The organism is Brachyspira hyodysenteriae ATCC 27164 (genome assembly GCF_001676785.2).
GTDB classification, from domain to species: Bacteria; Spirochaetota; Brachyspiria; order Brachyspirales; family Brachyspiraceae; genus Brachyspira; species Brachyspira hyodysenteriae.
Genome location: NZ_CP015910.2, coordinates 528,513 through 540,478, shown reverse-complemented (window position 1 = coordinate 540,478; position 11,966 = coordinate 528,513). Strand labels below are relative to the sequence as shown.

Sequence of the window (11,966 nt, the reverse complement as noted above, 5' to 3'; positions counted from 1 at the left end):
ATTTAATATAAATTTCAATATTGACAATTTTATTATAAATGATATTATGAAAACAATATTTGTTCTTTGAAAGGGGATGCTCCGGCTTCGACTGCGATGGTTGGAACATATTTTGCATAGTCGTGCTAGGTGTATGCACGTTAATATCATACTAAAAAATAAGTGCAGACGAATACGCACTTGCAGCTTAATTGAAGTTGCCGCTGATTAAGTGATTTGTCTATGGGTTGCTTTTTCGGTGCCAAAACACATAGAACTTGTATTAGGTGCCGTATGAGCCTAATATTACGTACACTCATGCTAGTCTTATAGTTTTTCTGCTTGTCTTCTACCTATAAGGCGAAACCTTTAAAGATAAGATATGCTATGTAGACGAATGTGGTACGCTTCGTAGGACGCGGGTTCGAGTCCCGCCATCTCCAATTTTTTCATGCATCATTATAAATAATATATTTTTGGGTTTATATATAATAATTATTCTTATAAAATAATAATAAGCAGTTTATCAATACAATTCTATATTTACTACAAGAATAAAATACTAGAAAACGAATTAAATGACTCAAATAAATAAAGCCTATAAATCATTATACATATTAAATAATTTTAATATAACCAACTCTATATAACAAAATTTACCTAATATCAATTATCATAAAAAATATAGAAATATAATTTAATTAAATATTTTATAAAAAATATAAAACTTTAACATTAAAAAAGAGTATGCATATTAAAAATACACATACTCTCTTAATTTTTACTTATTTCCGCTAAAACAGAATTATTTAATTGTATATTCTGAAATCCATTTCTGGGAATATATCATCGCGCCATTCTATTTTGCTTAGCCATTCTTCGTTTAAATCTCTGTTTTTAATAGCATAATAAAGATCAGTAAATCTCTTTATATATAATTTTGTAGTATTAACTGCATATTCAACCATAGTACCTGTATGCATTATGAAAGCCCAGTCGCTGCTTTGAGCAAGCAATAATTCACGGGCTGCCTGATTCAATGCTCTCTCATAAAGTCCTGTTTCATTATAGTAATCATGAGCTAATTCTATCATTCTTTCAGCAGCTTTATGTAAGTGTCTGTATATCCAACCATTAGTACCATTAAGCCATACTTCTCCATATCCGTTAGCACCCCAGCTTGACATTGAAGGCATTGATATTTGGTTTACAGGGTGTCTTTCCAAATATTCTTTAGGTGTAATAGTCTCTATTGTATTTTGATCATAGTGTATCTTTCTCATTAAGAACTCTATGAACATAGGACCTTCATACCACCAGTGTCCGAATAATTCAGCGTCATAAGGAGATACAACTATAGGAGGTCTGTCCATAACAGAATCTAAATATTCAATTTGTTTTTCTCTATTGAACATAAAGTTTCCAGCATGATCTCCAGCAGCTTCCATAGCCCATTCAGGATTATAAGGTTCTTTAGCACAGTCTTTACCTGTGATTCTATAATATTTTATTCCTGTATTCTTTCTAAGTCCATTGCTTTGTATGAAATCCTTAATATATTCGAAAGGCAAATCATAACCTATATCTCTATAGAATTCTCTGTATCTAAAGTCTCCTGGATAACCTACTTCGGCACTCCATACACTTCTTGAACTCTCTATATCTCTTCCGAATGCTGCTACCCTGCTCTCTCTTGAACAGTATAAAGGAGCATAAACACCATATTTAGGTACTTTGTCAGCATACATAATACCATGAGTATCAACAAAGAAGTATTTAATTCCATTATTGGCAAGATGTTTTTCAAGTCCTGGGAAGAAACCGCATTCACCAAGCCATATTCCTGTAGGCTTTCTACCCAAATGTCTTTCATGGGTTTTTACAGCCATTTTTAATTGAGCTTCTATTGCCTTAGGATATTCCTGCATAAATGGGAAGAATCCATGAGTAGCACCGCAGGTTATTATTTCTAAATTACCTCTTTCTAAGAAATATCTAAATCCATTCAATAAGTTTTTATTATACTTATAAACAAAAATATCTCTTATCTTTTTAAACTTATCTCTGTAAAATTCAGCTGTATGGTGAAAGTTAGGATCTAATGAAGTTCTTTCACATTCTAATTCCGACAATTTTATTAATTTCTCTATATAATTAACATATCTATTTTGAAGCAATTCATTAGCCAACATATTCATAAGAGGCGGAGTTACGCTCATAGTTATCTTGAAATTTACTCCATCATTTACCATTCTATCATAAGCATCTAATAGAGGTATATAAGTTTCTGTGATGGCTTCATATAACCATTCTTCCTCCAAAAAATTTTCATGTTCAGGGTGTCTCACATAAGGCAAGTGAGCATGCAGCACTAAAGCTAAATAGCCTTTTGACATAATTATTCCTTAAATTTAAAATGTTATATAAATAGTATATAAAATATAAATATTAAAATCAAGACTTTCAATATACTTATTATTAAAAAATAAAAATCATTATAAAATTTATGATAAGAATATGCACAAATAAATTATAAATCTTTACAATTTTTACAGATACCTGTGAATACAATATCATGTTTGAATATCTCAACATCATATTCTTTAGAAACTAATTCATCTAGTTTCTTCTGATATTCCATTGGTATATCTAATAATTTTTTACATTTACTGCATTGAAAATGATAATGATCATTTGTTATATGATCAAAACGTACAGCATCATCTATTATAGATAATTTCTGTATTTCTTTAGTTTCTGACAATAAATTAAGATTTCTATATACTGTGCCCAAACTTATAGATGGGAAGTTTGGTTTTATATGATTATAAACTTCTTCTGAAGTAGGATGATTTTGAAGCTCTCTTACAGCATTTAAAATCACTTGTTTCTGTATTGTATTTCTTGTATTATTCATAACCCTAATTTCCTTGCTAAAGCAATTAATAATTAATCTTATTTAGTAATATTATATCAAGTAAATTATTTGTCAAGAAAAAAATAATGTTTTATACAAATTATACAGAAAAAAATCATTATAAAGATGACAAATTAACATAATCTATAGATAAATTACTAGCATTTGACATATAAGTCTTTGTTATAATTAACTTATACGTATCAGTTTTATGAGTATAAATTTCTGCTAGAATATTTCCTTCTTCATCATCTAAAGACTGCTTTTCTAATTGTATATTATTCGAAGTTAAACTTTCAAAAACATTTTCAAATAAATTTTCAACATTATCATAGCTATTTACAGTTATCTGCGATATTGAATTGCTTCCTGTAAATACGATTAACTCAGCATCATCTTCCCTAATTTTTATATCTTTTTTTAATATATTATTTACAACAAAAGCTCTTTCTACATCAAACATATCTGCTAAACTTTCAAAAGAATCTTTAAACGATAAAGAAGCCAATGATTTAATATCATTATTACTGTAAGCTATCAAGTTATAATATGTAAAGGGATTTTTTATATTAACAACCTCATAAGAATTGATATTCTTATGAATTATGTTCGCTATAACTATAAAAATAACTAAAAAACATGCAAATACTATAAATCTAATTACTCTCATCAAATTCTCTTCAAATCTTCAACCGGTGTATATTTGACATAGGTAAATACATTATAGTCAGCTAGGTATATTATGATTCTCTATAAGAAGTATATCATTAACCTCTTCTATAGAAAATAGCGGCATATCTCCTGCATTATAATATGATGGTTTCAACTTAAAAGTTAATACACTTTCATACTGCATAAATTTCTCAGATTCTACCACTATATCAAGCTTAACTTCAACTTCAGAATTAGAATCCACTCTTTTAGGCATAAAGCAGAACATAAATTTACCAGGAACATTACTTGATACTATAGCAGGATTAGGGAAATTAACTCCATAACCTTGTAATATTTTTCCATCTGAAAATATATAAACTAAAGCATTTTCTATTTTTTCAAAATTATTAGAAGCAGTAATATTACCCATTATACTAGGATAAGTTAGATAATATCCGCTTTCATCAATAGAAGGAACTGACTCCAACAATGTATTTTCCTTTCTTCTAGTAACTATTTCGCAAGCATCTGCTATAATACTTAATATTTCTGTATTGCTCTGTATAGGATCCCTATTATAGCTATGAAGAACTCCTCTGGCACTTGTAACATATTGTGGCTGAACTCTATTTAGAGTATATGCTATTATATCCATACGCATATTAGTATTAACGGGAATATTTTTTTCTTTTAGGTATGAATCGGCTAGTTTTGAAACTTTCTGTTCCATAAGGTTTACTAAATACATAGAAAAAACTCCTCCTAATTAATATATATTATACAAAATAAAATGTTATTTGTCAAAGCAAATTCTATTAATATGGAACAAATTTATGAATTGTAGTATAAAAGTTGTTCTATTTATCTAATTTTTATGTTAGAATATATAATTATGTAAAATAAATGCTGATAAATTAAATACAAAATGTATTTTTAGTTTAAATATTTCAGAATATTATATTATAAAAATGCTTATATAATAGAATTATACCTAATTATGTTTACAATTTTATCTTGTTATTGTAAATAAAAATAATTCAAAATGTGCTTTGAATATATTTGCAGGTGTAGTAACACTTAAAGTATTTAAATATGATATTTTGGATAATATGTTTACTACCTCTTCTAATGAAAACAATTTAAGTGAAGTTTTTTTCTTTTTCAATATAAATTCTGGTATTTTTGTCAATTTGCTTATTTCACTCAATGTAGTTTGAGGCGGAAATATTTTCATATAATAAATAGCCATAAAATTATTCATCATCAAAGTTAAAGAACTTGAAGCATCTTGATCTAATCTATGCATTATACTGAAAGATTTTCTTCTATCTCTTTCAAAAACAGCATCTAAAAAATCAAATATATTTCTGTTTTTTGATACATAAGTAAAATCTGCAATATCTTCAACATTCAAATATTCTTTATCATTATAGCTGCATATTTTTCCAAGTTCAGAATAAAGTGAATCATAATCCAAATTTATATTATTAATAAGGTATTCTATTGCCTCAGAAGATATTTTTTTACCTTGTTTAATTATATAAGCATTTATTAATCCTCTGAAATCTTTTTCATCTGGAAGCGGAAAATCTATAAAATATATATTATTAATATCTTTCTTTTTGGAAAAATATTTGTATATAGGATCTTCTTCCAAAGAATTTTCTGTTTCAAGTATAACTATAGAAGTTTTTGAAGGATTTGAGCAGTAATCTAAAAAATCTTCCTGAAAATTATTATATTTATAAATTACTATTAATCTTAATTTAGATCCAAACGGAGGAGTATCAGCTACTTCCAAAGGAGTAAAACCTATAGCATCATTTTTATCATAAAATACACTATAATTCATCTCGCTGTCTCCTTCATCTGGAAACATATTTGAATGCATAGCTGCTATAAATGCCTTTTTAAAAAGCCTTTCCTTACCTGTTAGTATATAAATACAGTGTTTAAATGGTTCTTTTATGTAATTATCTTTGACTTTTTGAAATTCAATCTCTGTTTTTACTGAAACTTTATTCATAATGAATATATAATATCATATATTTTTTTATATGCAATATTATAGCTCACATAGCTTTTTTCTTTTTCTTAGCTATATCTATAAATACCCTTATTTCTATTTTACACTCATCTGTAGCATCTAATTTTACATTTTTTATTCTTGCATATACTCTATTTCTTTTATCTTCTAACTTATATGATATTAAAGGTGAAATAACACTAGGAACATAACCTAATCTGAAATCAAAACTTCTATCATAAATAGCTATAGCGAATCTGTCATAAGGATTTGTTATATCACGAAGTAAATTTATAGGCTCATTTTTAAGTAATAAATCTATAACATCTTTTCCATTATTATATTTATATCCTGCAACAAAAAAATCTATATAGTATCTTTTTGTTTTGTAATTCCTATTTATAATAATCCTTTTAAAACTTTCTTCATGATTAATTAGACAAGTGATATGTTCTGTATTTTTATCCATAAGACGAAAGATTTACCTTAATTCTTTAATGCGTATTTGAGAATTTTACTTCAATTCAAATTTTCTGTCAAGCATTAATAATACAAATAATAAAAATATTTATATACGTATTTTTCACAATTAATATTCTATATAAATCAAACAAACATATAAATACTATATATTTTAACATTATATTGAACAATTATAAAATTAAATTTTAATGTATATGTATCCGAGTTTATATAAGTGCATTTTATTTTTAGTTGTTTTTATAAATAAAAATTATATAATTTAAATATAATTATTATTTCAGGAGAGCATATAATGAAATTTTATAGATATATATTAATAATTTTCATTTTAATAACAGCATTCTCATGTAAAAAAACAACTCTTACTATAACATCTCCAGGGCCCGATTTCTTTTTAGGTAAAATGCAAAGCGGTAATTGGGACAAAGTAAAAGTTGATGGAAATAAATTAACAATAGATGGTAAAGAATATACATTTGAAGATCAAATATTAGGTGTAGGCGGTGTATATAAAGGCGGAGATAAAGGATATATAGTAGCAGTTCCTGGCGGAGATAATTTATACACTGTAGAAATGGATGAGAAAGCAAAAGAATCTATTGATGAAATTATGAATATAGTAGGCGAAGAAAATGTTACTGGTGTTATGAAAGATATAATAAATAGCGGAGGAGATCCTAGTAAAGTAGATGTAGATAAAATAGCTTCAACTGCTGGAGTATCAGAAGAAGAAAAAAAGAGATTAAAGGATTTGTTTGGAAAATTAGACGGCAGCAACTTTGGAAATCCTAACACAATAGGTCCGGCAAAATCATAACAATAATTTTTTAAGGTATATTTTATGAAAAAAATCCTTACAGCTATTATAGTATTTAATATATCATTTATTAATTTATATGCTAATGGAATAGCTCTGTCCACACAGTCGGATACAAATACTTATAGCTGGATTAAAGGCAGACAAATAGTAAGCGTAAATTTAAGCCCTGGATATGCCGGATTATTTCCACCTATGCTTAATACAATATTTGATAATTATGAAACATTCAGCGGATTATTAGGTGTTGATTTAGGAGAAAATGCAAAATTTATAAACGCTTTGGATGTAAAGGGAAGCTTCTGGTATGTTCCAAACATATCATATACATTATTGCTGCATCCTAGAATAGGTGTAGAAATAGGATTCGGCGTACAAGCTATGTCATTCCAACTTGGAATACCCAAGGATAAAGTAGGAGATTTAGCAGGTTCTTTACTTCCTAGTTCCGGAAATACAGGCAATATTATAGGAAATAATATAGGAAGTCTGATTGGATCTGATACATATCTTAAAGCATCATTAATATATTTTCCTGTTACAATAGGAGTAAAATTCTATGGCGGTAAAAAAAGAGAAGTTGTTAATACATTCAGATTTGGTATAGAAGCTTTAATGTCTGATATAGAAACAGAAAATGGAATAAGCGGACTTAAAACTAAAAGACATACGATTGATGCTACTATGTATCTTTCTTATGAACTAGGATGGACTATAGAATTATTCCCGCATAAAGAATGGCCTGTTAAGCCATATATAGATATTTCAATACTGGAAATCGGATATTATATAAGATCCGGAATGTCTGGGGTTTACGGGGATATAAGAGAAGGCATTACTTTCTTTGGAAGTGGTTTGGTTGATGTAGGGGCAGTAATACCTAGTTGGAATTCATTCCCTGTATGGCTTAATTATGTATCAGCCATAAGATTTTCATTGTTCCCTAGAATAGGGTTCAGTCTAAGGTTTTAGTGAGGTATAAATAATGAAAAAGAATATATTAATAATTTTATTTTTATTTATACTTGCTAATAATATTCTAGCACAAGAACCTTCAAACAATATTATAAATAAAAATGCAAATAATAATAATTATAATGACAGTACAGCAAATAATAATAACTATAATAACAGTACAGCAAATAATAATAACTATAATAACAGTACAGCAAATAATAATAGTATAGCAAATATAAATGATGCTCTAAGCTCTCATAGACATTCTATAGGAGTTGATTTCGGACCTACAATTTTTTATATGCTTATAGCTCCGTCAGTTTTTAATCTTGCTTTACCTAGTAATGATCCAAGCAATCTAAAGCTGCAAGGTACTTTCGGATTGGGACTTACATATACATACAGACTAACTGAAAAAATGGATGTTAATGTAGATGCCGGCTTTTATAATATGAAAACATATTATGATAATTCAAAAGCCACATACAATGGAAATGTATATGGACTCGGACTTTCTGCAGGTTTAAGATTTTATTTTAATAAGAAAGACAGAGCATCAGGATTTTTCTTAATGCCTAAAGTTGGAACAACATTGTTTATAACACATGGCAGAGAATATCAAAAAGATTCATCATCATATACAAATAGAAATAGCAATATAATGGATTTTTATATATCCGGAGAAATGGGATTTAGAATAGATTTATCGAGAGGATTAGGAGTTAATAGCGGTATTCGTCCTTTTTTAGATATATCAATAATTGATATAGGTATTTCATATAAAAGCTTGATAAGACTAGTACCTCTTCCAAGATTTTCTATTGGAATACTTTTTTGATATTTTAAGGAAATTATTTTATGAAGTTTATAATAAAAAAGTTTTCAATTGGCTGTTTATTTATAGTTTGCCTAACTAATACTCTTATAGCATATGATATAGGAGTTTATTTATCGCCTAAATTTTTGTTGGAGATAGAAGATTCAGGAATAAGAAAACCAAATGATGATAAAAAAAATATACAAAACTTATATGTAGGAGGAGGTATTTCAATAGGATACAATTTCGACATATTTCATAAATACAGCACTGTAAGACTTGAATTTGAATATCTATATAGAAATCCTATTTCAGAAAATGTTTATATACCAAGAGTAAAAACAATGTATTCACATAGTTTTTTATTTGGTGCTTATTATGATTTCTATTTTTGGTATGTAAATTATGATAATCCTGATTCAATTAGAACTAGAATTAATAATGGGAAAAGACCTTTAATGTCTGTTTATGCCGGATTCTTGATGGGGGCAGGACTAAATACATATATAACTAGTAATATTTTTGAACAGAATGGTATTTTTAATTATAGTTATTACTATAATATGGTGCAATTTCTTTACGGACTTGGAGGCGGTTTTGCGTTTCATATAACTCCGTTAATTAGTTTAGATTTAAGCTATAGAGTAACTTTCACTACAGAACTTCAGTCTAATCATGATATAGTGGCATCTTTAAGGTTTAATTTTTAGGAGCGGATTAGATGAAAAGATATTATTTAATTATATTTATGATTATGTTTTTATTTTTTAATAATCAAAAACTATTTTCATTTATTCCTGAAGGTTTATATATTACTCCTAAATTTATTTTTTCACATGATGGAAATTATGCCTATAAAAAAACAGATAGTGATCTAGGATATTTTAATTATCTAGGCGGAGGATTTTCTTTAGGATACAGCATACCAACTATAAATAAATCTTCTCCTGTAAGATTTGAATTTGAATATATGGGAAGAAGTGTAATAGGTATGACCAATGATATAAAAATGCATACCCTATTAGGTTCTATATATTTTGATATTAATTTCTTTTTAATCAAAGAAGAATTAACAGATGAAAGCTACAAACAAACCTTATTGGATAAATACCCTCCTTTTACGATATATTTAGGAATATCCATAGGAACTAGAATAAATGACTATTTAGTAGGTACATATACTGATAATAATAAAATACAAAAGAGACTATCAAAAAGTACGATAGTTTTCGGATTCAGCGGAGGAATGGCTTATAATGTATTACCATATATGTCTATAGATTTGGGATACAGATATTTATTGGATACTAAAGCGGACGGATATCATGAAGTATTATTTGGTTTGAGATTCAAAGTACCAAAATTATAAATAATTTTACAAGTATTAATTTTTTTATGATAAAAATTGAATACTGTAAAAAAATGAATATAATACTTAGATAGAGGTTATTTATGATTAGAAATATTAAATATATTTTCATTATATATTTATTAGCTATTTCCTGCTCTAATTATAGAGTTACTGATCCATTCTCCATTCAAAATAATAGTAATAATAACATAAGCATTATACCTGAATATGTAGATGCTCAATATTTCATCAAAGCAGATTACACTGAACAGCAAATAGAAGAAATAATGAATAAATATTTCCAGAATTTTGGAGAATATATAATATTTTTAAATGATACTAAAGATAATATAGATAAAAATAAAACAATAGAAACAATAAATAAAGTAGTTAATAAACCTGCTTATTTACATAACGGAGCTGCTGTTGATTTAAGCAGAACTGATATAACAGAAATAGCACAAAGTGCATTTAATGCAAATAAAAATTTAATAGAAGTTAAGCTTCCTAACTCATTAAAAACTATAAATTCATCAGCATTTCAATCATGCGAAAGATTAAAATATATAAATCTAGTAAGCTCTATAACCGATATACAATCTGCTGCATTTCAAGACTGTATGTCTTTAGAAATTATTAATATAACATCAAAAGTAAAAACTATAGCTAATAATGCATTTAAAAATTGTGTTACTTTAAGAGAAGTAATACTTCCTGAAGGATTAACTTCAATAGCAGATGGAGCATTCAATTACTGTACATCATTAGAATCAATTAATTTTCCATCAACTTTACAAACTATAGGCACAGCAGCATTTTACAGCTGTAAATCATTAAAAAGTATAAAATTAAATCAAGGATTAACTACCATAAATGATAATGCTTTTAATCTTTGCTCATCATTAACAGCTATAAGCTTACCTAATAGTATAACAAGCCTTTTAAATCCTTCAGAAGGTAAGGTTTTTTCTGATTGTAAAATGCTTAAAAATGTTGAATATCTTGATACAGATCCCGTAAAAATACTTAAAGAAAATGATACATTCAGAGGTTCACCTGTAACCGATTTATACCTTCCTAATGTGGCAGAAGATCCTAAAAATGGAAGCTGGGATAATTTTTTAGGTGTTGCTTGGACAACTATTCATTATGGAAAATCTATGCCTAGATAAAGGAAATTGACAATGAAAAAGATAACTGCATTATTTATACTTATTTCTTTAATAATTATATCTTGTAAATATAAAATAGTATCCCCTATTATTGATATTGATGATGGAAATAATATGTATAATAATAATGGGAATAACGGAAATAATAATAATCAGAATTTGTACACTATAGGAGCAAACTCTAGTGAAGAGGAAGTAAGAAATTCACTTGAAAAAAATAAACAATTAACCGGTAAAAATTTAATAATAGTAGAAGGATATATAAATCAAACTTCTTCAATATTTGATAATATAAAAAAAGTAATAAGCGGTAAAACAGATATAGAGTTAGACCTATCAATGGCCACATTAGAAAGTAATTTTAAAGGAACTTTAGAAAACTCTACAGAATTAACAATAGTTCTTCTTCCATCATCTAGAACATTAGTAGGTAATTTTTTGAAGGGATGTACTTCTGTAACTAGTATACAATTGCAAAAAACTTTAGATACAATAGATCCAACAAGTTTTTCAGGATGTACTTCATTAAAAAATGTAGAGTATTTAGGGACTTCTCCAAACATAATAAATGGTACACCTTTTACGGGTCTGCAGCCTGCTGACTTATATCTTCCAAATGTAAAAACAGATCCTGGTGATCAAAGCTGGGATAATTTCTTAGGTTCTAAATGGAACAAAATACATTACAACGCTTCTATGCCTAAATAATTAATGCATATTTATACTTGATTATATATTTTTTTTTATATATAATTCTCTAACTTATTTAAACTTCTTAAAATTAATTTGAAGT

13 protein-coding genes and 1 other RNA gene are annotated in these 11,966 nt (G+C 27.2%); 8 read left to right on the top strand and 6 right to left on the bottom strand.

Annotation, left to right across the window (positions count from 1 at the left end):
* Positions 1-72: 72 nt before the first annotated feature.
* Positions 73-425: a transfer-messenger RNA gene (gene ssrA, locus BHYOB78_RS02510) on the top strand.
* Between the two features lie 363 nt (positions 426-788).
* Here ssrA and BHYOB78_RS02505 read toward each other — a convergent pair.
* The 6 genes from BHYOB78_RS02505 to BHYOB78_RS02480 form a co-directional block, all read right to left on the bottom strand.
* A complete protein-coding gene (locus tag BHYOB78_RS02505) occupies positions 789-2,375 on the bottom strand; it encodes a glycoside hydrolase family 57 protein (protein WP_012671788.1) in 1,587 nt (528 codons plus the stop codon).
* 134 nt (positions 2,376-2,509) lie between these two features.
* Complete coding sequence (locus tag BHYOB78_RS02500; RefSeq protein ID WP_020064289.1) at positions 2,510-2,896, bottom strand: Fur family transcriptional regulator; 387 nt, start codon at positions 2,894-2,896, stop codon at positions 2,510-2,512.
* Positions 2,897-3,014: 118 nt separating this feature from the next.
* Positions 3,015-3,566: a hypothetical protein gene (locus tag BHYOB78_RS02495; RefSeq protein WP_020064290.1), complete on the bottom strand. Its 552-nt coding sequence runs from the start codon at positions 3,564-3,566 to the stop codon at positions 3,015-3,017.
* Between the two features lie 57 nt (positions 3,567-3,623).
* Complete coding sequence (locus BHYOB78_RS02490) at positions 3,624-4,298, bottom strand: late competence development ComFB family protein (protein ID WP_020064291.1); 675 nt, start codon at positions 4,296-4,298, stop codon at positions 3,624-3,626.
* A 261-nt stretch (positions 4,299-4,559) separates the two neighbouring features.
* A complete protein-coding gene (gene holA / locus BHYOB78_RS02485) occupies positions 4,560-5,576 on the bottom strand; it encodes a DNA polymerase III subunit delta (protein WP_020064292.1) in 1,017 nt (338 codons plus the stop codon).
* A gap of 46 nt (positions 5,577-5,622) precedes the next feature.
* A complete protein-coding gene (locus tag BHYOB78_RS02480; protein WP_012671783.1) occupies positions 5,623-6,045 on the bottom strand; it encodes an HIRAN domain-containing protein in 423 nt (140 codons plus the stop codon).
* 306 nt (positions 6,046-6,351) lie between these two features.
* Here BHYOB78_RS02480 and BHYOB78_RS02475 point away from each other — a divergent pair, with 306 nt between their 5' ends.
* The 7 genes from BHYOB78_RS02475 to BHYOB78_RS02445 all read left to right on the top strand — a co-directional run bounded on the left by BHYOB78_RS02475 (position 6,352) and on the right by BHYOB78_RS02445 (position 11,881).
* Complete coding sequence (locus BHYOB78_RS02475; RefSeq protein ID WP_020064293.1) at positions 6,352-6,876, top strand: hypothetical protein; 525 nt, start codon at positions 6,352-6,354, stop codon at positions 6,874-6,876.
* Positions 6,877-6,900: 24 nt separating this feature from the next.
* Entirely contained in the window at positions 6,901-7,848 is a 948-nt protein-coding gene (locus tag BHYOB78_RS02470; RefSeq protein ID WP_012671781.1) for a hypothetical protein, read from the top strand.
* Between the two features lie 13 nt (positions 7,849-7,861).
* The gene (locus BHYOB78_RS02465) at positions 7,862-8,671 is read left to right on the top strand and encodes an autotransporter outer membrane beta-barrel domain-containing protein (RefSeq protein WP_020064294.1); all 810 of its coding nucleotides are present in this window, start codon (positions 7,862-7,864) and stop codon (positions 8,669-8,671) included.
* Between the two features lie 20 nt (positions 8,672-8,691).
* Entirely contained in the window at positions 8,692-9,360 is a 669-nt protein-coding gene (locus BHYOB78_RS02460; RefSeq protein ID WP_020064295.1) for a tia invasion determinant, read from the top strand.
* An 11-nt stretch (positions 9,361-9,371) separates the two neighbouring features.
* Positions 9,372-10,019 (top strand): outer membrane protein, encoded by a 648-nt coding sequence (locus BHYOB78_RS02455; protein ID WP_012671778.1) that lies wholly within the window; start codon positions 9,372-9,374, stop codon positions 10,017-10,019.
* 83 nt (positions 10,020-10,102) lie between these two features.
* Positions 10,103-11,173 carry a leucine-rich repeat domain-containing protein gene (locus BHYOB78_RS02450; protein WP_012671777.1) on the top strand — a complete coding sequence of 357 codons (1,071 nt, stop codon included), beginning with the start codon at positions 10,103-10,105 and terminating at the stop codon, positions 11,171-11,173.
* A 12-nt stretch (positions 11,174-11,185) separates the two neighbouring features.
* On the top strand, positions 11,186-11,881 hold the full coding sequence (locus BHYOB78_RS02445; protein ID WP_020064296.1) for a leucine-rich repeat protein: 696 nt from the start codon (positions 11,186-11,188) through the stop codon (positions 11,879-11,881).
* Positions 11,882-11,966: the final 85 nt, after the last annotated feature.

Bases quoted from the DNA above. Each gene is read 5' to 3' on its own strand.
- BHYOB78_RS02505 (WP_012671788.1), bottom strand. From the start codon at position 2,375: ATGTCAAAAGGCTATTTAGCTTTAGTGCTGCATGCTCACTTGCCTTAT.
- BHYOB78_RS02500 (WP_020064289.1), bottom strand. From the start codon at position 2,896: ATGAATAATACAAGAAATACAATACAGAAACAAGTGATTTTAAATGCT.
- BHYOB78_RS02495 (WP_020064290.1), bottom strand. From the start codon at position 3,566: ATGAGAGTAATTAGATTTATAGTATTTGCATGTTTTTTAGTTATTTTT.
- BHYOB78_RS02490 (WP_020064291.1), bottom strand. From the start codon at position 4,298: ATGTATTTAGTAAACCTTATGGAACAGAAAGTTTCAAAACTAGCCGAT.
- holA (WP_020064292.1), bottom strand. From the start codon at position 5,576: ATGAATAAAGTTTCAGTAAAAACAGAGATTGAATTTCAAAAAGTCAAA.
- BHYOB78_RS02480 (WP_012671783.1), bottom strand. From the start codon at position 6,045: ATGGATAAAAATACAGAACATATCACTTGTCTAATTAATCATGAAGAA.
- BHYOB78_RS02475 (WP_020064293.1), top strand. From the start codon at position 6,352: ATGAAATTTTATAGATATATATTAATAATTTTCATTTTAATAACAGCA.
- BHYOB78_RS02470 (WP_012671781.1), top strand. From the start codon at position 6,901: ATGAAAAAAATCCTTACAGCTATTATAGTATTTAATATATCATTTATT.
- BHYOB78_RS02465 (WP_020064294.1), top strand. From the start codon at position 7,862: ATGAAAAAGAATATATTAATAATTTTATTTTTATTTATACTTGCTAAT.
- BHYOB78_RS02460 (WP_020064295.1), top strand. From the start codon at position 8,692: ATGAAGTTTATAATAAAAAAGTTTTCAATTGGCTGTTTATTTATAGTT.
- BHYOB78_RS02455 (WP_012671778.1), top strand. From the start codon at position 9,372: ATGAAAAGATATTATTTAATTATATTTATGATTATGTTTTTATTTTTT.
- BHYOB78_RS02450 (WP_012671777.1), top strand. From the start codon at position 10,103: ATGATTAGAAATATTAAATATATTTTCATTATATATTTATTAGCTATT.
- BHYOB78_RS02445 (WP_020064296.1), top strand. From the start codon at position 11,186: ATGAAAAAGATAACTGCATTATTTATACTTATTTCTTTAATAATTATA.